We start from the raw sequence: 20261 nt of genomic DNA on the forward strand, positions 1-20261 counted from the left end.
CGGTGATCCTTGTGGTAGAAGGTTCGCCCAGCTATGCGATGCGTGCGCTCGAGAGTATCCAGAACCAAGACCTCTACGATTTGCAGATTGTCGTTGTCTGCCGCGATGCTGCGCCCGGTGTGCGACATTCGCTTCAAGTTGCTGCCGACAGGGACATCCATATTGATTTGATTGACGTCGAGGACGCGAAGCGCGGCGCTTGTCTTCGTGCCGGTTTTGCTGCCTCGCGCGGCTCTCAAATCATCGCTATGAACGCCGATGAGTGGTTTGCTCCGCAGTCCCTTTCCAAGATGGTCGATATCGCGTGCGATACTACGGCAGACATAGTGCTCCCCACGGTGTCGCTCGACCGCTATGATGCACATCGAGAGCGCCATTCGCGCGTCTTGGATGCTGCTCATATTTCCATTGATAGCAAATCTTCGATGGTGGCCGGGCTGCCTCAGTTGATTTTAGGCGGCCTAGTCGTTCAGACCTCTGGCGTGATGTACAGCCGCTCGCTGTTTGAGGCATGCTTTTTGTGCGACAAGGTGTTTCGCACAGTTGGGTTTATGGCATACGCGCTTTCGCAGACACGATGCGTGTCCGGCTGCGGCGATGCTTGTTTCCACACGGCGGCACCTAAACTTACAGATGCCTTTGATCCCACCATGTATGCCAAGGTATCCGATGACACTCGAGCGCTCGACGAGCTTGCGGACTCACTCTCGGAAGCAGACAGCGGTGGTCGGCTCAAGCTGGCAAGCCAAAAGTTCTACTTTGCCGGACTGGTCGCCTGCATCGAGAATTTGTGTCTGAGCCCGCATGGGGTGTCGTCAATCGAGCGTTCCGCCCGCATGCGTGATATGCTCGATGCGCCTCGAACCCGTCAGATGGTCGCCGCGCTCAAGGATAACCATCGGGGGCTCGGTCTGTTGTTTGGGCCGATCGCCAGCGCCAAGCCCGCGCGCTGCGTGATGTGTACGCATCTGGCAGCTTTTCTTAACCGGACGGGCGCAAAAACCGCCTAAACGGCTCATTTCGAAACAAACTTGCATAGAATTGTTTCGAAATGCGTTCTTATACACAAAAGCCTTCAAATAGCGTTAAACTATTCAATCACTGATTGATTGTCTCCGCCATCTTTTGGAGAGAGGGTTTGTATGGCTAAAAAACGCAATGGGCGCCAGGATGCCATTAGAGATATTGTGCGCAATAAGGACGTCCGTACGCAGCGCGTGCTGGTCGATGAGCTCCGCGCTATGGGCTTTGATTGCACGCAGGCGACTGTCTCTCGCGATATTGCCGATATGGGGCTGCGTAAGCTCCCTGAGGGCATCTATGTTCTGGCAGAGGACCTGCACCTGCAGCGTATGGTTTCCGAGCTCGTAACGGGCGTTCTGCGCACCGATAATCTGGTTATGATCAAGGCTCAGCCTGGCACGGCTTCCGGCATCGCCGCCGCCGTTGATGCGGCAGAGCTGCCCGATGTGCTTGGCTCGCTTGCCGGCAACGATACGATTTTGGTTATTGCCCAGACGGCCGAGGACGGCGAGCGTCTTGAGGCGCTGATCAATAAGCTGAGCAATTCTCGCAAGTAGGCGTGCGGGTCGTGCGCTCGGCACTGTGTGCGTGACATAGTGGCTTGTAAGGGGTATCGACGTTGGTCGGTACCCCCTTTTTTTGTTTGCCGGTATAAAGACCGCCCACCAGGTCGCTTTAAACTAAAAGGCCCCCGAGCAGTTTAATAAGCTGCTCGGGGGCCTTGTTGCTTATGGCCGGATGATTTCTAGCCGACCGTATCGTCAGGCGTGGGCGAGGGGTCGGGAGTAGGCGTAGGCGTAGGCGTAGGCGTAGGCGTAGGCGTAGGCGTAGGCGTGCCGCCATCGCCGCCGGTCGAACCACCAGTTGAGCCGCCCGTCGAGCCACCGGTCGTACCGGTGCCGCCGGTGGTGTCGCCACCCGTGGTCTCGGTGGTCGTGGTCGTCGTGGTAGTCGTTGTGGTAGTTTCCTCTTCGTCCTCGTTCTCGTCCTTGTCGTCGTTCTCCGTCTTCTTGGCGTTGTTGGTGCCGTAGAACTTCCAGACGCTGTTGTTCTTGTAGGTGGGCGCCGTTCCGGTCGCAAACTCCTCGCGCTCGGTACCGGTCAGAACGGTGTTCATAAACCGCTTAAAGACAGGCAGGTTGGTGCTGTCGCCCAGCAGGTCCGTGCCGTATTTTTGGATGGGGATCTCACCTGCGGAATAGCCGGTCCACAGGGCGCACGCCAGCTGCGGGGTATAGCCGCAGAACCACAGGTTGGTGGTGTTGTCGGTGGTGCCCGTTTTGCCGGCATAGGGCTGGTTGACGCTCAAGGCGCCGGCAGCACCCGTACCGCTGCCCTGCATGACGCCGGACAGAACATCGGTGACCGCGGCGGCCTCGCCCTCGGTAAGCACCTGTGAGGGATTGTCCGTGTGCTGGTACAGCACCGAACCGGTACGAGAGTCAATCTCGGTGATGGCGATCGGCTGGCGATAGTAGCCGCCGTTGGCAAACGTCGCGTAGGCGGCGGCCATCTCGAGCGGCGAGATGGAGCCGGTGCCGAGCGTCATGACGGGAACGTCCTCGATATTGTCCTTAGATGGATCGATGCCGAGCTTTTTGACGAGGGACATGATCTTGTTATTGCCGATAGCCTCTGCAACCTGGATATAGCCGGTGTTGGAGGAGTATGCCGTCGCCTGCTTGAGCGTGATGGTGCCGTAGCTCTGGTTGGCATAGTTTTGCACCTTGGTCGTGGTGCCCTTGGCTGTAAGAGGCGAGTTGCAATTGAGGGTGACGTTGGGGTTCATGCCGTTTTGGATGGCAGTGGCCAGCGTAAAGGCCTTAAACGTGGAGCCTACGGGACGCTTGGCCGTGGCGTGGTTCACGTGGTTCTCGTCGGCGTTATAGTCGTAGCCGCCCACCATGCACTTGATGTAGCCGGTCTTGGGGTCGACGACGACCATGCCCATGTCCAGGCCGTCGAGCGAAAGCGTGTCGAGCTGGGCGCGCACGGCCTCCTCGGCAGTCTGCTGCATGGTCGGGTCGATGGTGGTTTTGACGGTTAGGCCGCCCTTAAACAGCACGTCGGTGGAGAACTCCTGCTCCAGCAGCTGCTTAACATAGGCGACAAAGTAGGGCTGCGAATACACGTCGACGCCACTGCCCGAAATCTCGGTTACGTTGAGGGTGATGGGCTCTGCCTGCGCGGCGTCGTGCTCCTTCTGGGTGATGTGGCCCAGGCGCAGCATGTTATCGAGAACCTTGTTGCGGCGAGACAGTGCCAGATCGGGATTGACCGTGGGGTCGTACTGCGAAGGCGAGTTGGGAAGGCCGATGAGCAGCGCGGCCTCGCTCAGGGTGAGGTCGGCGGCGCTCTTGGACAGATAGGTTTCGGCTGCGGCCTCGATGCCGTAGGCACCGTGGCCGTAATAGATGGTGTTGAGGTACATCATGAGGATCTCGTCCTTGGAGTACATTTCCTCCATCTTGATGGCGATGTAGGCCTCGCGGACCTTACGCTCGATGGTCGAGTCGAACTGCTCCTCTTGCAGGATGGTGTTACGCACCAGCTGTTGGGTGATGGTCGAGGCGCCCTCGTGGCCACCGGAAAGGGTCGCCACCGCTGCGCGAGCAATGCCCCACAGGTCGATGCCGCCATGCTCGTAGAAGCGCTCGTCCTCGACGTCGACGGTGCCCTGCAGCACGTACGGGGAAACCTGGTCCTTGGTGATGGACTTGCGGTTTTGCGTGTAGAAGCTCGCGATCTTGTTGCCGTTGCAATCGACGATCTCGGTGGGTTCACTCACCAGATAGGCGTTGGCGTCGGTATAGTCGGGCAGATCGGACAGCCAACGATTGACGTTGCCGATCATGCCAATCCCAAACGCTACGCCCGCGATGAGCAAAAGGCCCAAGAACGAGAGCAGGATCATGGGCAGGGCATGCGTCTTGGAACGACTGCGCCCCTGTCGTTGGCGAGGACCCATATATTGACCTCCAGGTATGTCGTGCCGGGCGGCGGGTGCGCCGCTGGGGCAGGATGGACATAAGTTATTACACGATAAACCAAACGAGGCGCGCGAGGCCTCGTGTATGCTGGATGACGGTATTTTTCAGAGTGAATGCATACCTTGTTGGTAAGGAGTTTGCCGATGGCGATTCGGGCGACGGGGCCGAGTGGACAATGCGATAACGAGCCGGGGGCTGCCGAGGCGGCGCTGCCCGAGCTGCTGGCGCCTGCCGGCGGACTCGATCAGATGCTCGCGGCGATTGCAGCGGGTGCCGATGCCATCTATGCGGGCCTGGGCGGGTTCAACGCCCGCGTGAGCGCACACGGCTTTACCGACGACGAGTTCGCCCGCGGCTGTGCCGTGGCGCGTGCGTATGGTGTGCGCGTGTATGCGACGCTTAACGTATTTGTGTTCGACGACGAGTTGGCCGACGCGGTGGCACTGGGGGCACACGCGCAAGAGTTGGGTGCCGACGCCCTGATTGTTGCCGACGCCGGATTGGTATGCGCGTTGCGCGCGGCGATTCCCGGGGTCGAGATTCACCTGTCCACGCAGGCGGGCGTTCATAGCGAAGGCGCCGTGCGCCTGGCTGCCGATGAGCTCGGGGTCGAGCGCGTGACGACCGCCCGCGAGCTGGCAGTCGACGAGATTGCCGCCTTGTGTGCTACCGGCGTGCCTATCGAGGTGTTCTGCCACGGTGCGATTTGCATTGGATATTCGGGCGCCTGTGAGTTTTCGGCCCTGCGGCGTGGACGATCGGCGATGCGCGGCGACTGTACGCAACCGTGTCGCTTGGCGTACGACCTGGTGGACGAGGCGGGGGAGAGCGTCGTTTCCGTGGAGGGCGATCGTCTGCTGTGCCCGCGCGATTATCTGGGCATTGCGCACCTGCCCGAGCTTGTTGGGGCCGGGGTGGCGTCGCTCAAGATCGAGGGGCGCATGAAAAACCCCGACTACGTGTTCAACGTGGTGCGGGTGTGGCGTCGTGCACTCGATATGCTGCGCGATGGCGCGTGGGATGCCGCTGCCGTGTCGGCGCTCGAGCGCGAGCTGGGCAGGTCGTTCAACCGCGGGTTTACCGATGCGTATCTGCGGGGGCGATCGGGTGCTGAGCTCATGAGCTTTGAGCGTGCGATTAACCAGGGCGTGCGCGTGGGCCACTTGGTGACGGTGGGTCACGAAGAGGTGACCGTCGAACTCGATGCCGCCGTGGCCGCGGGCGACACGCTCGAGATCCGGTTCTATCCGGGTGCCGATGCACGCCCCGATGTGCCCAAGCGCTGGCCCCAGGTGCCCTGTCCGGTGGATGCTGCGGCGGGGGAGCGCGTTGTCGTGCACTGCAAGCGCAAGGTGGATGCGGGATGCGAGGTGTACCTGATTCGTAGCGCCGGCGTGTTGGAGCAGACGGCGACGGCGCTGGGGCACATGCGGGTCGAGGCGGACGCGGTCGTACCCGTTGCACGAGCCGTTGAGATACTGCCCTTTGAGGCCGCCATGACTGTTGGCGACGTGCCCGAGGCGGCGTTGACGGAGCCGACGGAAAAGGGGGCTTCCGATCGCATGGTCTTTGCCTGGCGGCTGATGGATGCCGACCCGCGCGGAGAACTCGATTTGTCCGACGTCGTTGTGGTGCTTGACGAGGTCTGTCGTGCAGCCGATGCCTCGCGTACCCGCTCGCTTATGCGGCGTGCCGGGCGCGTCGTCTGTCGTAATCTGGGACAGGTGGCGATGGCGCGTGAGCTGGGCGTGGCGTTTGACGTTGCGGCACCGGTGTTTTGCGCAAACCGGGTTACGCTTGCCTGGCTACGCGGGCTCGGCGCGGGCTGTGTGTATGTGCCTGCCGAGCTTGTCGCCCACGACGCGGAGCGTGTTGCCGAGCTTTCCGCTTGCCCCGGTGTCTTGGGGCCTGTCGATGCCGGCCGTCCCGAGCTCATGGTGTGCGAGCACTGCTTGCTGACTGCCGAGGGCACCTGCGCCACGGATGCGACGGGGCAGGTCCGTTGCCGTGACTGCTCGCGCCGTCAGCAGGGGCGCTTTTTGGTCGAACGTGACGGTACGCGTTTGCCGGTCGTTATCGACGCGTGCGGCAGGACGAGGATTTTCCTGTCGTAGGTGTTCGGCCGCGCCGTTTTGGTTATTATGAGTGGGTTTATGAACTTCGAGCACCGCCGTATCCGGTGAGGGTGCTATAGCAAAAGGAGGATACCCAATGCTGTCTGTCGACGAGCAAATGCGTATCATCACCTCGGGCGCAGCGCAGATCGTCCCCGAGGCCGACCTTCGCAAGAAGCTTGAGAAGGGCGAGCCCCTCAACATCAAGCTCGGCGTCGATCCTACCAGCCCCGACCTGCACCTGGGCCATGCCGTGCCCCTGCGCAAGATGCGTCAGTTCCAGGACCTGGGCCACAACGTCACCCTCATCATCGGTAACGGTACCGCACTGATCGGCGACCCCTCGGGCAAGAACTCCACCCGCCCGCAGCTTTCGCAGGAGCAGATCGAGGCCAACGCCGAGACCTATGTCAGCCAGGCCATGAAGATCCTGGATCCCGAGAAGACCACCATCGTGCACAATGGCGACTGGATCCTGTCGATGGATCTGGCCGGACTGCTGCAGGTGTGCTCCAAGTTCACCGTCGCCCGCATCCTCGAGCGCGATGACTTTACCAAGCGCTACCAGTCCCAGACGCCGATCGCCCTGCACGAGTTCCTGTACCCCGTGATGCAGGCCTTCGACTCCGTTCAGATCAAGGCCGACGTGGAGATGGGCGGCACCGACCAGCTTTTCAACCTGCTCGCTGGCCGCGAGCTCATGGAGAAGATGGGCATGGAGCCGCAGATCGCGCTCACCATGCCGCTGCTCGAGGGCACCGATGGCGTGCGCAAGATGTCCAAGTCCTACGGCAACTACATCGGCCTGACCGATGCTCCCAAGGATATGTTCGGCAAGACCATGTCCATCCCCGACGAGATGATCGGCAAGTACTATCGTCTGGCCAGCTCGCTCACCCCGGCCGAGGTCGACAAGATCGACGCCGCCCTGGCCGATGGTTCCGCCGACCCCTACGAGCTCAAGCGCGCTCTGGGCCGCGACCTGTGCGATACCTACCACGGCGCCGGCGCCGGTGACGAGGCCCAGGCCGAGTTCGACCGTGTGTTCAAGGAAGGCCAGCTTGCCGACTTCCCCGAGAAGCACGTCGAGCTGACCGTTAACGACGAGGGCCAGATCTACCTCGCAGGCCTGCTTAAGGACCTGGGCCTTTCAGCGAGCGCCGGCCAGGCCCGTCGCGACATCGACGGCGGCGGCGTCAAGATCAACGGCGAGGCCGTGGCTCCCAAGAGCTATAACATCGACCCCAGTGCCCTCAAGCTGGGCGACACCCTTTCCGTGGGCAAGCGCAAGGGCTTCAAGCTTATTTAGTTACGCGGTTTTACCAAACCGCGTAACCGGTCGACGCTGCAAACCCGCCAGAGCGGCAATCTGCCTTTCAACTTCGGCGGCATGATCAAAAGATCAATGCCGCCTTGTTTCAAGGCACCTTGCTCGCTCTGGCGGGTTTTCGCTCATATGACCCAATCCGCTGTCAAGAGCCACAATGGCCCCGCCGACCGCTTGCAATCGGTCGGCGGGGCCTGCCGTTGAACCCGTCCCGGTCCGCCCCCGGCATGTCGTCGACGCCTTCGGCTCAGTCTCATATCCGCGGATACCGTTCTGTCGGCCCGCACTCCATTCCTTCGGCGGGGTTCCCCAAGTCTGTCGAGGCGCATGCGGAGGGCTCCGCGCGCACAGCGAAATAGGGGGTATCCCCGAAGGCCGCCCGGCTCGCCGGGACGGGGGCTATGTCTATTCCTCGCCCTCCCGGCACATCGTGCCGAGGGCCCACAGCCACCTCACGAGCTCGGCCGCGGTGGCCGCGTTGGCCTTCGCCGCGGGCACGCCGCGGGCGAGCATCTCCTCGCGCCGCCGCAGGAGCCGCTCGGACCCCTTCCTCCCGTGCATCCTTATCTCGAGGGGCACGCCCGTGTCCCTTGGCATGAGCTTCGGCTGGTGCCGTGCCGCGGCGTAGCACCATGAACCCTCAACGGCCAGCTTCCTCACGAGCGCGTTGCCCGCGCCGCTGATGCCTCCGAGCCGCACGGAGTCGCCACTCGACCTCTGACTCGGCGCGAGGCCGAAATAGGCCGTGACCTGCCTTCCGGAACGGAACCTCGTGAAGTCGCCGACCTCGGCCGAGAAGGCCGCGGCCAGCGCGAAGGCGCAGCCCTTGATCGACTGGAGGGCGGCCGCCTCCGCGGCGATCGGGCTGGCATCCACGGCGGCCCTGTACTCGGAGAGCAGGTCCGCCCGGGCCTCCGCCGCGGCCTCGACCTCGTTCCTCAGGGCGGCGAGCGTCCGAACCCCGCCGTCGTCCTCCGGCCTGACCTTGTCGAGCCACCTCAGGAAGTCGTAGGTCCAGTACTTCCTCGGGTTGCCGGCGGGCGTGGTGCCGCCGTAGACGAACCCTCGCTTTGCGAGGAAGGCGAGCAGCCGCTGCTTGGCGGTCGCCAGGCGCGCGGTCGCCCCGTCGTAGGCGCCGGCGAGGTCCCTGATGCCTTCGACCTCGGGGGAGGGGACCCATACGGGGGAGATGTCGTGGGCGAGTATCGCCTTGGCCATCCTGGCGGCGTCGTTCCTGTCGTTCTTGGAGGCCGAGTCGGCGGCCGACCTGGGGATCTTCGAGACCGCGGCGACGACGCACTCGACGCCGAGCCCGGCGAGCTCCCTTTGCGGGGCGAAGCCGAGGTAGCCGCTCTCGTAGGCCGCGAGCGACGGCCCGGGGAACCCATCCATCCACCCGGCGATCTCGCCCCAGGGGTTGCCGGGGAACCTCCTCGTCACGGCCTCGCCGGTGTCCGCGTCGAGGGCGCAGACGGTGGTCGACCTCAGGTGGACGTCCATCCCGAACGCGGTAGAATACTTTGGCATGGGAGCCTCCCAACCTCGTTGCGGCGCGGCTGCGCCTATGGCACTTCAACATCATTGTCGCAGCCCCGACCCGCGGTCACGAGCGGGGGCTCCTATCTTTTTAGTGCCCTCGGATTGGGTCATAGTGTCTGTCGTTGCCAAAATATCGGCGCTGCCGTGGCTGGCGCTTGGGGGTGGCACTTGGGGACGCTCCTTTTGTGCCGGCACTTTGGGACGCTCCTTGTCATTGGTGCAAAGCGGCCTGTCTCCATTGCGCCAAGCGGCGTATGTCGTTAAGCGGAGGGGCGTATTGTTGGCCCATCGTTTGGGCATACAATGGCTATTAGTTTGCTGCGGTGAAGGTCTGTCCGCTCCGCAGCTTTTTTCTACAGTAGAAGGAGTATGTATGTCCGTTGAGGTCATGAGGTCTGTGATCGAGGCCGCCGAGGGTCGTGTGGCCGTCGACACGCTGTTTACCAATGCGCAGATTGTCGACGTATATGGCCAGCGCGTGGCGCCCGGTAGCGTTGCCGTCAAGGACGGTGTGATCGTCGGCGTGCTCTACGATGGTCGCGACGATGCCGCCGGCACCTACGAGGCAACTGAGGTCATCGACTGCCAGGGTCGCTATCTTGCCCCCGGCTTTATCGACGGACATTTGCATATCGAGTCCTCGAACATCCGTCCCGCCGAGTATGCGCGCATGGCGGCGACGCGCGGCACCACCACTGCCATTGCCGACAGCCACGAGATCGCCAACGTTGCCGGCCTGGACGGCTTGCGCTTTATGATCGAGGACGGCCGCCGTGCGCCCATCTCCATCAAGTACATGATGCCTTCGTGCGTGCCCGCGCTGCCCGACGAGCAGGCCGGCGCCGTCATTTCGGCTGCCGATATGCAGGCGTTTTTTGCCGAGCATCCGGGCGATGTCTTTGGTCTGGGCGAGATGATGAACCTGCCGGGCGTCTTTATGGCCGATCCCGAGACCTGCGCCCGCATCGATGCTGCCAACCAGACGCCGTCCAAGCAGGTCGACGGCCATGCGCCGCTCGTTGCCGGCAAGGACCTCAACGCCTATGCCGCAGCGGGCATTATCGCCGACCACGAGTCGACGATTCCCGAGGAGGCACTCGACAAGCTGTCCCGCGGCATGTATGTGATGCTGCGTGAGGGCACGTGCAGCCACGACCTGGCCAATTTGTCCCCGATGCTGCTGGAGAACCCTGTCCGCGCCCGCCGCTGCTGCTTTGCGACTGACGACCGCGCCCCTTCCGATGCACTTGCGACCGGCATGATCGACAATGCCTGCCGCGTGGCCATCGAGGCCGGCATCGACCCCGTGGTCGCGATCTCCATGGCGTCCCTCTCCACGGCCGAGGCGTTTGGCCTGGACCACGGTTGCCGCGACCCGCACGAGCTGCGTGGCGCCATCGCCCCGGGCAAGCGTGCCGACCTGCTGGTGCTCAACGACCTGACGTTTGCCACGGCTCCGCATCGCGTATATGCCGCTGGTGCTCTGGTGGCGCAGGACGGCACCTTTGTGGGCGAGATCGCGCCCGAGATGGCCGAGGTTGCGGCCCTTGCCGATGAGCTGCGCGCCTCCGTTAAGCTGCCGAAGCTTTCGCTCGACGTGTTCGACTATGCCTTTAAGCCGGGCGAGGCCGTGATCGACGTGGTGCCGGGTAAGGCCATCACGGGTATGGCTCGCCCCGAGAGTGCCGAGGGCCTGCGCCGCATTATGCTGATTGAGCGCCATGGCCGCGGCGTGTCACTGCAGGCCGAGGGCACCGACGGTGACGGCCCCGCGGGTCTGGGCCTGGTCGGCAAGCATATCGGCCGTGGTTGGGTGCGCGGCTTTACCATCACGGGTGGTGCCATCGCCTCGACGATTGGCCACGATTCGCACAACGTATGCGTCGTGGGCGATAACGCTGCCGATATGATGGCGGCTGTTGAAGCCGTGGGGCAGGGCGGCCACGTGCTGGTGCGCAACGGCGAGGTCGTGGCGCGTATTCCGCTGGCGCTCGGTGGCCTGATGAGCGAGGGCACGGCCGAGGATGTCGCCGCGCAGCACGACGACTTTATGGTCAAGGCGCGCGCCATGGGTATCGAGCCGCCGCTCGATCCCATCATGGGCATCATCTTCCTGCCCCTGCCGGTGATCCCGACGCTCCGCATCCGCCCCGAGGGCATGTTCGACGTCACCACCTTCACCTACGCCGACTAGTCATCGGGGACGTTCTTAAACGACTAGTCGCCTGCGACGCTCTTTGGCGTGTCGCCTGACGCTGCGACCGTGGGACCTCTGGCGCGCGTGAGCTATTTGCCAGGTCCTTGTAACGTTTATGTCTGCGGGGTCTTATTCGTGCTCCCTTTGGGTACGGTGGGTTCGGATAGATGCCCGATTCCAACAAGCCCGAAGGGAGCTTTTCTATGTTTAAACTGATTGCATCCGATATGGACGGCACGTTGCTTGACGAAAACAGCCAGGTGCCTCCCGAGACCTACGAACTGATTTTGGCGCTACGCGAGCATGGCGTGCATTTTGCCGTATCGTCAGGCCGCCGCTACGATCGCCTGTGCGAGTTCTTTGCACCCGTTCTCGACAAGATGGACTTTGTCGCCGCCAACGGCGCCCAGGTCTACGCCGACGGTAAGATGGTAGACCGTGAGGTGTATTCCCACCTGGCGATTCGAAGGCTCGCCCAAGCCGTCAGGACGTTTCCCAATCTGCATCTTGCGCTCTTTGACCGAACCAAGTCCTTCCTGCTCGATGACGAGTGCAAGTTCGTGCGTGAGGTCGATAAGGACCTTCCCAATGCCGAGCGCATTTGGGAGCTGCCCGATCCCAGCGTAAATATCATCAAGGCGAGTATCTTTTGCGATGACTGTGCCGTTATGGACAGTGCCTACGTACTGCAGCGCGAGCTTGGCCAGCTCTTTACCTTTGCGCCTTCTGGAAACGCATGGATCGATGCCATGCAGCCCGGTGTGTCGAAAGCCTCGGGAATCGAGCAGCTCATGGAGCACTATGGCGTCGAACGCGACGAGGTCATGGCGTTTGGCGACTCGATGAACGACTACGAGATCATTCGCTTTGTCGGCACGGGCTGCGCGATGGAAAACGCGCGTCCCGCGCTCAAGGCGGTGGCCGATCGCGTGGTGGGTTGTAATCGCGACCACGCCGTCCAGCAGGAGCTCCGTCGCGTGCTGGAGAGTCTCGCTTAATCCGGCAGATGGGGACGTTCCTTTTCTGCCGGCAGTGGGGGGACAGTCCTTGCAGCTTTTTTGCGAAGACTGTCCCCAACGACTAGTCGTTTAAGAACGTCCCCAATGACTACCCAACGACTAAGCGAGGGCGGCCATGATGGTGCGGGCGACGCCGTCGTGGTCGTTGTCGTATTCGGTGATGGCGTCGGCGGCCTCGCGGTCTTCGGACTCGGCGTTGATCATGGCCATGCCGTGGCCCGCTGCCTGTAGCATGGGGATGTCGTTGATGTTGTCGCCGAACGCCCAGGCGTCGGCGAGACGCTCGCCCAGGTGCTCGCATAACCACGTGAGGGCCGTCCCCTTGGTGGCGCCCTCGCCCATGACCTCGATATTCATGGCGTACGAACGCGTGACCTCAATGCCTTCGAGCGTGTCGAGCGCCGCCGCGATGGCGTCGCGATCGGCCGGGTCGTGCCAGTACATGGCGATGCGTTCGAGCGTCTCGACCTCGTCGATCTTGCTGTCGATATCCATGTCGATCGGTGTTCGTGTGCGCTTGAGCGAAGCCGCGATGTGGGGGTCGCCGCCACAGAACTCATCCAGACGCCCGTATAGCGAGCGGGGGAGGAAGCACTGCCCATCCGCGAAGATATCGAAGGTCACATCGTGGCCGGCGGCAATGCGATGGATGCGGTGGGCAATGCCACGGTCGAGCGGACGGCTCAAGATGCACGTGGCGCGCGAGACGTCGGTGGGCGTACCGGCGTCGAGCTGCCAGACGCTGGCACCGTTGGCGCAGACCGCGTAGTGTACGGCGGGGTGAGCGAGGATGGGCTCAAAGATGCCTGACAGCGGGCGCCCCGTGCAGGGCACAAACTCAACACCGCGGCGCGCAAGCTCGTCGAGCATCGCCCAGGTGGCGTCGCTCATCTGCTTGTCACTCGTCAGCAGCGTTCCATCCATATCGGAAAACACAATCATTCGATGCAGCCCTTTCTACTGGCATAAAAAGCGTGGCCGAGGGCGGTGATGCCCTGGCCACGCTCGGGTTCTATAACGGTCCGCGTCCTAGCGATCGGCGAGCGGCTTGTACTCCAGCGGATCGATCACCGGACGGTATGCCGGGCGGATGATGCGATGCGCGCAGAAGAGCTCTTCCATGCGGTGCGCCGACCAGCCGGCCATGCGGGCGACGGCGAACAGCGGCGTAAAGAGCGTCTCGGGCACGCCGAGCATCTTGTAGATAAAGCCCGTGTACAGGTCGATGTTGGCGCAGATGGGCTTGGTCATGCCGTGATCGCGCATCACCTGCGGGGCCAGACGCTCGATGCGCTCGATGAGCGCGAACTCCTCGCCCAGGTCCTTCTTGGCGGCAAGCGTGCGCGCGTAACGGCGGCACACCTCGGCGCGCGGGTCGCTCAGCGTGTAGACGGCGTGGCCCATACCGTAGATGAGGCCCGTGCCGTCGAAGGCCTGCTTATCGAGGATCTTGCCCAGGTAGGCTGCGACCTCGTCCTCGTCCTCCCAGTTGGAGACATGCGCACGGATGTCCTCGTGCATGGACACGACCTTGGCGTTGGCGCCGCCGTGGCGCGGACCCTTGAGCGAGCCGATAGCCGCGGCGTAGGCGGAATACGGGTCGGTGGCCGAGGAGGACAGCACGCGGCAGGCAAACGTGGAGTTGTTGCCGCCGCCGTGCTCGGCATGCAGCATGAGCATCACGTCGAGCAGCATGGCCTCGTCGCGGGTGAATGCCATGCCGCCGCGCAACACCTGCAGGATGGTCTCGGCGGTGGAGAGACCGGGTGTGGGGTGCGGTACATGAACCTCGGAGCCGCGGCGCTTGGCGACCGAGGCCATATGCGCGAAGGCGGCGATGCGGGGGAGACGGGCGAGCATGGAGATGGCGACGTCGATTTCGTGCTCGGGCGTGATCACGTCTGGTTCGGCATCGAAGGCGTAGAGCAGCAGCACGGCGCGCTGGAGCACGTTCATGATGCTCGACGACACCGTGGTCATAGGGAACTCTTTGACGTACTCGTCGCTCAGATGTCTAAAGGCGCCCAGGCGCTCGCAGAAGCCGTCGAGCTCTTCCTTGTTGGGCAGCGAACCCGTGATAAGCAGATAGGCGACTTCCTCGTAGCCGTAGCGATTCTCGGCCTGGGCATTGTTGACCAGATCCTCGATGCTGTAGCCGCGAAGCGTGAGCTTGCCCTGATCGGGCACGACCTTTCCGTCGACCTTGTTGTAGCCGTGCACATCCGAGATGCGAGTGAGGCCCGCGACCACGCCCGAGCCGTCGGCATTGCGCAGGCCGCGCTTGACATTGTGCTCGACAAACAAGCCCTCGTCATAAGGGTCGGTCGGCAGGCCGTGGTAGAGGCTTTCGCTCTCGGGCGAAATCTGGCGGCTTGCTTCGTAATCCAGAACCAGGCGGCTCAAGTGGTCATCGAAGCGGTAATAGATTTTCTTGGCGTCGTAGGCCATGCGCGCTCCTCTCCGGGCCGCATCGGGGTGATTTGCATGGGCATGCGCGCGTCAGGCTATCCCCAGCGGCTTGCTCGCTACAGGCGGTACATAAAGTTGAAGACGTCCTCGCGCTGGATGGACACGTTGACGCCCGAAAGCTCGCCGGCCTCGGCCAGCGCCTTCTGCAGCTCGGCGAAGTCGAGCTTGGACTCGGCGGTATCGGCCAGCATGGTCATGGTGAAGATGTCCTCGATAATGGACTGCGTGATGTCGCGGATGTCGACGTTGGCCTCGCCTAGGACACGGGTGACGCCGGCGACGATGCCGGGGCGGTTCTTGCCAAGGACGGTGATGACGATACGGGAGGACGAGATCTCGGCCATGGGAAACCCTTTCGCGTGATTGCGGCGCGCGCGGGGCGCTCCGCTACGGTACAGTGTTCATCATTGTACCTGTCTGGCGCAAAAAAGGCGCGCTCGCTGCGGCGTTACATGCCTGCAACATGAGCGTAAGGGGGAAGGCCGCACGGGGAAGAGCCGTCTGGCGCGTGTCCGGCTCGTGTTGGGTTGATTTCCGATCTCGGCCGAACACATTGAGCGGACAGGCCGTTCCCGCAGTCAGCCGAACGCCTCCGACGGCTGATTCCGAACTGGAAGCGGAGGGCATCCCCGCCCTTCGTTAGGGGATACCGCTCCGCGGCGCATGCCGCGGGCGGCGCCCCTATCGGACCACCGTGACCTCAGTTGGGATGGGCCCAGCACTGCCGCGTACTCGGTGAGCTAGAGCCAACTGTTCGTCTTCACGTCGCGTATGGCGATATTTCGGTCGTCCGGCTCGGTGATGCCGTAGCCGAACGCCTGGAGCGTCTCGATGGACTCCTGGATCCTCTGTTGGAACATGGGACCCGGATCGACCCTCGGCCCGAGGTGCCCGCGCCAAAGGCACGGCGTGGCGCGCAGCATGTTATGGATTTTGGAGATGGGCTCGATGTCGGCGTAGACGTTGAGCGTCGCCATGGCGTCCTTGTGGCCGAGGATCGATTGGAGCGCCTTGATATCGCCGCCTTGGCGGATCCACTGCGTTGCGAACGTGTGGCGAAGGCCGTGGAACGTGATCAGCTCGTCGTTGGTGCCCATGAGGCCGTTGGTCTCCGAGAACGTCTTGAACGCCCTGCGGATATAGCTTGTCGTCGCGAAGGTCGCGCCCGGCTCCGACAGGATGTAGCAGTCCCCGATCTCGACCGCCCCGGTAAGGTCGCGCAAGCGCAGCTTTCCGCAGTCGATCTCGTGGGTCTCCTTCAGGAAGGGGAGTAGGCCGACCGGGTCGATGGGGACCCCTGGCGTCATGGGTCTTGGTGTCCTTGATGAACGAACCCATTCCCTTCGCGTACGCCACCGAGTGTCTGATCGAGATCAGGCCCGTCTCGAAATCCACATCGCACCACCGAAGGCCGCAGACCTCGCCGATTCGCATCCCCGTGTGCAGGGCGAGTACGACCGCCCTCTAATCCTCGGCGGACCAATCGAGTCCGAACTCCTTTCGGGCATCCTCTTCGCTCATGACTTCGAGAAGGTCTCCGGGTTGGCAACGAAGGGCGAGGCATAGCTGCTCGAGTGTGTTGAAGCGAATGCCGCGAATATGCCCTTTTTTAATACGGGACAGGTTCACGGGCGTGGTTCCAATCCTTTCGGCAAGTTCGTTCGAGGAAATCTTTCGCTCGGCCATGATCTTGTCGAGGCGAACAATTACGGGCATGGCGTTTCCTTACGCAATCTCGTCGGAGTCGAGGTACAGCTCTCGGGCGTACAAGAAGAGCTGGGAAAGCATGAACAGGACGATGCCGAGAACCAGAGAGGTCCAATCGAATGATGAAGCGATCTCTTGGGCGCCGACGGCCCCCTCGCCGCCAAACATCGAAACGGAGGTTTTGAGTGAGCCGGCGTAGAGGCTGGTGGCAGCTTGAACAACGAAGAGAATGCCGAGCACCTTCAAGCATGTCGCAGACCCTTTCTTGAAGGGGTCTCCGCTCTTGATCGTCCACACGAGAACGGCGCTGAGGATGGTCGTAGCGATACCGATGACGGCAGGGACCAATGTCGAGATCGCAAGGGCTGGATACGCGGGGGAGTCTGCAATTACAGGGTTGTCGAGCACTTCGATTGCTGGCTTTAAGGAGAACGCCACTTGTGCGATGGCGGTGGCGCAAAGGGTCGCAGAGGCTATCGCACATGCGATGCGGAAGGAATGAAGCCGGGGAGTGCGATTGTCGGAACTCATAATAACCTCCGAAGAATTTAAAAAACTCAGGTTACTTTTTAACAGTTTATGTTAAATTGACTTTGCCGGCAAGTAATAAGGGCCGAGCATTTTGTTCGGCCCCTCTGTTCCGACTGGATGAGGTTAAGGTTGGCGATGAATATGCTCAAAATCTCGAAGGCGATCTTTAGGTCGCTTCTCTCCTCCAGGTCGCTCTGTGTTGTCGTTGTTGCGTTGATGGTTCTTTGTGCTCTGCCCGTCTTCAGGAGCGCGGCTGGCATCGACGGACGGGTCGAATACCTCGAGTCGGGAATAACCCGTGTTGAGCAGGAATTGTCAGCATCCTATGCGGATGCGCTTGTGAATGCGGGGGAGGACGGTGTCTATACCTCTTCATCAAGCATGCCCGCGCTTCTGTACCCTCTTGCCGCGGGACGTCTTATCTTGGCACCGCTCTCTCCCCTACTTCCGTTTCTGCAGATATCGGATGGAGAGTACACCTATTATGACGGATCGAAGGAGTACTTGCTATGGGTCGCAACGGCCGTTGCCGTCTCGTTCCTTGCCGCGCGTCTTAACAAACGTGAAAAGCTCATCATCCAGGCACCGATGGGCGAGCTGGGTAGACTTGTTGCATCGAGCGTATGGGCGAGTGTTTTTGCAATGCTTGCCGTCCTCGCCATCAATCTTCCAGGGATAATCGCCGCGCTTGTGAAGAATGGCCCGGGCTCGCCGTTCTATCCGATAGGCTACATTCAATATGCGACTCCGGTTATCAAACCGGCTTGGCTGGTGTTCGCGCAGACGGCCATCTTGCAATTCTTGGTGGCAGCGTTCATCTCGCTTGTCGTTCACCTTGCCGTGAAGATTGCCAATAACCCTACGCTTGGAATCGTGTTCGTATGTGCCCTGATGGGGGTGACGATGGTTCCCGGGTATTACGGAAGATCCATCGCTTTACGTGAGTTCGCCCTGTTGAATCCCCTTACGTATGCGAACACTGAGTTGACCGTCGGCGCCTATAGCCCGTACCCGACAACGCAGATAGTGAATCTGCCTGGACTTTGCTTCGAGCGTGGCGCGATTGCCCTCGTATGCGCAATCGGGATCGAGGTGCTGGCAATTAGCCTGCTTTGCGTTGCTGGAAAGAGCGGCTGCGCGTGCCCGATATCCCCGATTTGTCTTGAGAGAGGTTCCTTCACTGCATCGAGAACGGCAACTCGTTCGAGCGCTTGTGCCTCCGCCGTTGCATACGTAAGAACGATGGGGAAACTGCTCCTGCGTTCTCCTACCCTCGCCGTATGCGCGATTGCAATGTCGACGACGATGCTGGCCCCGGCTCTGGTCGAGATGTTTCCTGACGCTGATAACGTTTCCGCTGTTCGGTATAGGGATGGGGAGCTCCGTTCAATAGATCGGTATCTAGAGCAGAACGCTGCGAATATGGACGTCGAGGGCAAAGCGGCCCTGGAAGACATGCGGGATGCTCTTTCGGGTTTCGTGTACGCGCCTATGCCTGCGGAGGGGTTTCGAAGCCTTGCGACGTACGAGCGCGCTCGAGGTGAGCTGGGCGCGGCAGATGCGACTCTCCTGCAATCGATCGGAATCGAGCCGGAGACTCCTTCTCGCGCGGAGGCGCGCGCCCTTCTGCTTGAGTCGATCGCGAGCTTGCCGGACCCCAAGGTTTACGAGTTAAGTACGAAGATGCCCCCATTAATCCTCCTTTCGTATCTCCAGGCAGCGCTTCCCTCCTTATTTTTGCTGTTGCCCGTGGTTGTCACATCGCTCGCGTGCACCCACCTGCAGTGTCGTTCCCTTCTGGTTCTCCAGATCCCCGCAACAGCGCATGTGCGTTTTCTGACGGCTGTTGCGCTGGCTCTCCTGCTTGGCTTGGTGCTGCTTTTGGTGTCGATGGTTCCCGCTGTCGTTGTGTCCGTGATTAAGAACGGTGCGGGTGGATCGGAGTATCCCGTCGCTCTCATTCGGGCGGGAGCTTCGACAACGTCCACGGTGGGGGAGGCGGTGTTGTGCAGTATTCCGTTGCTGGTCATGGCATACGGCGTGATTTCCGTCGTCGCTGCGTTGACAGCAGCGATTAGCCGCAACCCCGTTGTCACCGGAATGGTTTGCGCGGTTCTCTTGGTGTTGGGTTCGTTGAGCGCTCATGTTGAAAGCGTGGGCATGGGCGTCGCGCTGCTGGCTCCATTCGCCTCGTTTGATCCCGCTTCCCAGGTGGGGACGATTGGGTTCCTTGGGCGAGGGACGAACGCGATGCCTTTTGGAGAGGTCGTCGGCGCATCGGGCGCTCTGCTGGTGGTCTTGGGCGCCGTATCTCCGTTGATGGTGCGCCTGAGTGTTCCAAAGATCGAAAGGGGATGATCTCGATGATTGACCTTCAAACGCTGACGATCTCTTATGGAAAGAAGGTGCTCGTAGATTCGGTGAACGCTGAGTTTGCCCCGGGTACGGTCTACGGTCTCGTCGCTCCGAACGGGCATGGAAAGACGACGTTGCTGCGTGCGATGGCAGGTTTGCCGGGTCCTCGCGTGGACGGGAGCATCGTTCTGGATGAGGTGCAGGGTACGGGTGCGAGAGAGGTCCGTTCTATGATCTTCTATGCACCTGGTGAGGGGACGTTGCTGTATCCCGGATTGCGTGCGGAAGATCACCTCAAGATGGTTTGCGATATGTGGCCGCATGCTCGCGATATCGAAGAGATAGTGGAACAAACGCAGATAGGCGAGTTCGCGAAGATGAGGATCCGCACTCTGAGCCAGGGCATGAAGCAGCAGCTTACCCTGGCGATCGCGTATGCGACGGGCGCGCGGTACCTTCTATTAGATGAGCCCATGAACGCGCTCGACCCCAGCAGGGTGGACTTGCATTCCGAGATTCTCAGGAAGCTGGCCGATTCTGGTACGTGCATCATCATGTCATCCCACATCTTGGATTCGGTCGATAGGCTGTGCGATGAGATTCTGTTTTTGAAGGATGGGAGGCTCATTAGAAGCATTCCGCAAGATGATGCTGCGCCGAAGTCTCCTGGATCTCATTTCGCAAAGCCTGCCGGACGCGCCGAGGGTGCGCTAAGCACGTATCGGCGACTCTACGAAAAGGGCGGGTAGAAATGCAAGTTAAAAATCTATGTGGCCAATGTGATACCGTTGAACCCGCATATCGATACCGCTCAGCCATTCGCCTCGCCCCCGTCGCACGTATCTTCATCCGGTCTGTTACTTTTAATCTAACAATTCTTTGAGGAACGTAGGTGCTTCTAAATGTACTGTCGACTTCTTCTCAAACTAATCCTAAGAGACAAGGCCGTATGGATTTGTACGCTCGTTCTCGCTGCAGCCTTCTCCATCC

16 protein-coding genes and 1 pseudogene are annotated in these 20261 nt (G+C 61.4%); 8 read left to right on the forward strand and 9 right to left on the reverse strand.

Annotation, left to right across the window (positions count from 1 at the left end; all coding sequences use genetic code 11):
• The first annotated feature begins 11 nt into the window (after nucleotides 1-11).
• Together AAAX32_RS09345 and AAAX32_RS09350 are read left to right on the forward strand one after the other, a co-directional pair.
• Complete coding sequence (locus tag AAAX32_RS09345) at nucleotides 12-1010, forward strand: glycosyltransferase (RefSeq protein ID WP_204987222.1); 999 nt, start codon at nucleotides 12-14, stop codon at nucleotides 1008-1010.
• Between the two features lie 132 nt (nucleotides 1011-1142).
• The gene (locus AAAX32_RS09350) at nucleotides 1143-1580 is read left to right on the forward strand and encodes an ArgR family transcriptional regulator (RefSeq protein ID WP_006235280.1); all 438 of its coding nucleotides are present in this window, start codon (nucleotides 1143-1145) and stop codon (nucleotides 1578-1580) included.
• Between the two features lie 188 nt (nucleotides 1581-1768).
• Here AAAX32_RS09350 and AAAX32_RS09355 read toward each other — a convergent pair whose 3' ends face one another.
• Nucleotides 1769-3991 carry a PBP1A family penicillin-binding protein gene (locus AAAX32_RS09355; RefSeq protein WP_349100645.1) on the reverse strand — a complete coding sequence of 741 codons (2223 nt, stop codon included), beginning with the start codon at nucleotides 3989-3991 and terminating at the stop codon, nucleotides 1769-1771.
• Between the two features lie 165 nt (nucleotides 3992-4156).
• Between AAAX32_RS09355 and AAAX32_RS09360 the strand changes: the two genes are divergently transcribed.
• Entirely contained in the window at nucleotides 4157-6127 is a 1971-nt protein-coding gene (locus tag AAAX32_RS09360) for a U32 family peptidase (protein ID WP_349100646.1), read from the forward strand.
• Nucleotides 6128-6224: 97 nt separating this feature from the next.
• Nucleotides 6225-7436: a tyrosine--tRNA ligase gene (gene tyrS / locus AAAX32_RS09365; RefSeq protein ID WP_347493079.1), complete on the forward strand. Its 1212-nt coding sequence runs from the start codon at nucleotides 6225-6227 to the stop codon at nucleotides 7434-7436.
• 423 nt (nucleotides 7437-7859) lie between these two features.
• Here tyrS and AAAX32_RS09370 read toward each other — a convergent pair whose 3' ends face one another.
• Complete coding sequence (locus tag AAAX32_RS09370) at nucleotides 7860-8981, reverse strand: IS110 family transposase (protein ID WP_349100647.1); 1122 nt, start codon at nucleotides 8979-8981, stop codon at nucleotides 7860-7862.
• A 385-nt stretch (nucleotides 8982-9366) separates the two neighbouring features.
• Here AAAX32_RS09370 and AAAX32_RS09375 point away from each other — a divergent pair, with 385 nt between their 5' ends.
• Together AAAX32_RS09375 and AAAX32_RS09380 are read left to right on the forward strand one after the other, a co-directional pair.
• Nucleotides 9367-11187, forward strand: a complete 1821-nt coding sequence (locus AAAX32_RS09375) for an adenine deaminase C-terminal domain-containing protein (RefSeq protein WP_349100648.1) — start codon at nucleotides 9367-9369, stop codon at nucleotides 11185-11187.
• A gap of 206 nt (nucleotides 11188-11393) precedes the next feature.
• Nucleotides 11394-12188: an HAD family hydrolase gene (locus AAAX32_RS09380; RefSeq protein WP_349100649.1), complete on the forward strand. Its 795-nt coding sequence runs from the start codon at nucleotides 11394-11396 to the stop codon at nucleotides 12186-12188.
• 120 nt (nucleotides 12189-12308) lie between these two features.
• Here AAAX32_RS09380 and AAAX32_RS09385 read toward each other — a convergent pair whose 3' ends face one another.
• The 7 genes and pseudogenes from AAAX32_RS09385 to AAAX32_RS09415 all read right to left on the reverse strand — a co-directional run bounded on the left by AAAX32_RS09385 (nucleotide 12309) and on the right by AAAX32_RS09415 (nucleotide 16916).
• Nucleotides 12309-13151: a Cof-type HAD-IIB family hydrolase gene (locus AAAX32_RS09385; protein ID WP_195569050.1), complete on the reverse strand. Its 843-nt coding sequence runs from the start codon at nucleotides 13149-13151 to the stop codon at nucleotides 12309-12311.
• Between the two features lie 87 nt (nucleotides 13152-13238).
• Entirely contained in the window at nucleotides 13239-14657 is a 1419-nt protein-coding gene (locus AAAX32_RS09390; RefSeq protein ID WP_152068344.1) for a citrate synthase, read from the reverse strand.
• A 77-nt stretch (nucleotides 14658-14734) separates the two neighbouring features.
• Nucleotides 14735-15022 carry an ACT domain-containing protein gene (locus tag AAAX32_RS09395; RefSeq protein WP_006235289.1) on the reverse strand — a complete coding sequence of 96 codons (288 nt, stop codon included), beginning with the start codon at nucleotides 15020-15022 and terminating at the stop codon, nucleotides 14735-14737.
• 396 nt (nucleotides 15023-15418) lie between these two features.
• Nucleotides 15419-15985 (reverse strand): tyrosine-type recombinase/integrase, encoded by a 567-nt coding sequence (locus AAAX32_RS09400; protein ID WP_349100650.1) that lies wholly within the window; start codon nucleotides 15983-15985, stop codon nucleotides 15419-15421.
• A gap of 55 nt (nucleotides 15986-16040) precedes the next feature.
• Nucleotides 16041-16124, reverse strand: a pseudogene (locus tag AAAX32_RS09405) (tyrosine-type recombinase/integrase); the annotation flags it as partial.
• 18 nt (nucleotides 16125-16142) lie between these two features.
• The gene (locus tag AAAX32_RS09410; protein WP_006235292.1) at nucleotides 16143-16394 is read right to left on the reverse strand and encodes a helix-turn-helix transcriptional regulator; all 252 of its coding nucleotides are present in this window, start codon (nucleotides 16392-16394) and stop codon (nucleotides 16143-16145) included.
• A 9-nt stretch (nucleotides 16395-16403) separates the two neighbouring features.
• Nucleotides 16404-16916: a DUF2975 domain-containing protein gene (locus tag AAAX32_RS09415; protein WP_006235293.1), complete on the reverse strand. Its 513-nt coding sequence runs from the start codon at nucleotides 16914-16916 to the stop codon at nucleotides 16404-16406.
• Nucleotides 16917-17051: 135 nt separating this feature from the next.
• On the opposite strand from AAAX32_RS09415, the gene AAAX32_RS09420 reads away from it, so the two are divergent.
• Nucleotides 17052-19274, forward strand: coding sequence for a hypothetical protein (locus AAAX32_RS09420; RefSeq protein WP_349100652.1), 2223 nt, complete (start codon nucleotides 17052-17054; stop codon nucleotides 19272-19274).
• A 5-nt stretch (nucleotides 19275-19279) separates the two neighbouring features.
• Complete coding sequence (locus tag AAAX32_RS09425) at nucleotides 19280-20020, forward strand: ABC transporter ATP-binding protein (protein WP_117769450.1); 741 nt, start codon at nucleotides 19280-19282, stop codon at nucleotides 20018-20020.
• Nucleotides 20021-20261 lie beyond the last annotated feature (241 nt).

It is taken from the genome of Collinsella sp. CLA-ER-H3, from assembly GCF_040092425.1.
Lineage (GTDB): Bacteria > Actinomycetota > Coriobacteriia > Coriobacteriales > Coriobacteriaceae > Collinsella.

Bases quoted from the DNA above. Each gene is read 5' to 3' on its own strand.
- AAAX32_RS09350 (WP_006235280.1), top strand. From the start codon at position 1,143: ATGGCTAAAAAACGCAATGGGCGCCAGGATGCCATTAGAGATATTGTG.
- AAAX32_RS09355 (WP_349100645.1), bottom strand. From the start codon at position 3,991: ATGGGTCCTCGCCAACGACAGGGGCGCAGTCGTTCCAAGACGCATGCC.
- AAAX32_RS09360 (WP_349100646.1), top strand. From the start codon at position 4,157: ATGGCGATTCGGGCGACGGGGCCGAGTGGACAATGCGATAACGAGCCG.
- tyrS (WP_347493079.1), top strand. From the start codon at position 6,225: ATGCTGTCTGTCGACGAGCAAATGCGTATCATCACCTCGGGCGCAGCG.
- AAAX32_RS09370 (WP_349100647.1), bottom strand. From the start codon at position 8,981: ATGCCAAAGTATTCTACCGCGTTCGGGATGGACGTCCACCTGAGGTCG.
- AAAX32_RS09375 (WP_349100648.1), top strand. From the start codon at position 9,367: ATGTCCGTTGAGGTCATGAGGTCTGTGATCGAGGCCGCCGAGGGTCGT.
- AAAX32_RS09380 (WP_349100649.1), top strand. From the start codon at position 11,394: ATGTTTAAACTGATTGCATCCGATATGGACGGCACGTTGCTTGACGAA.
- AAAX32_RS09385 (WP_195569050.1), bottom strand. From the start codon at position 13,151: ATGATTGTGTTTTCCGATATGGATGGAACGCTGCTGACGAGTGACAAG.
- AAAX32_RS09390 (WP_152068344.1), bottom strand. From the start codon at position 14,657: ATGGCCTACGACGCCAAGAAAATCTATTACCGCTTCGATGACCACTTG.
- AAAX32_RS09395 (WP_006235289.1), bottom strand. From the start codon at position 15,022: ATGGCCGAGATCTCGTCCTCCCGTATCGTCATCACCGTCCTTGGCAAG.
- AAAX32_RS09400 (WP_349100650.1), bottom strand. From the start codon at position 15,985: ATGACGCCAGGGGTCCCCATCGACCCGGTCGGCCTACTCCCCTTCCTG.
- AAAX32_RS09410 (WP_006235292.1), bottom strand. From the start codon at position 16,394: ATGCCCGTAATTGTTCGCCTCGACAAGATCATGGCCGAGCGAAAGATT.
- AAAX32_RS09415 (WP_006235293.1), bottom strand. From the start codon at position 16,916: ATGAGTTCCGACAATCGCACTCCCCGGCTTCATTCCTTCCGCATCGCA.
- AAAX32_RS09420 (WP_349100652.1), top strand. From the start codon at position 17,052: ATGAATATGCTCAAAATCTCGAAGGCGATCTTTAGGTCGCTTCTCTCC.
- AAAX32_RS09425 (WP_117769450.1), top strand. From the start codon at position 19,280: ATGATTGACCTTCAAACGCTGACGATCTCTTATGGAAAGAAGGTGCTC.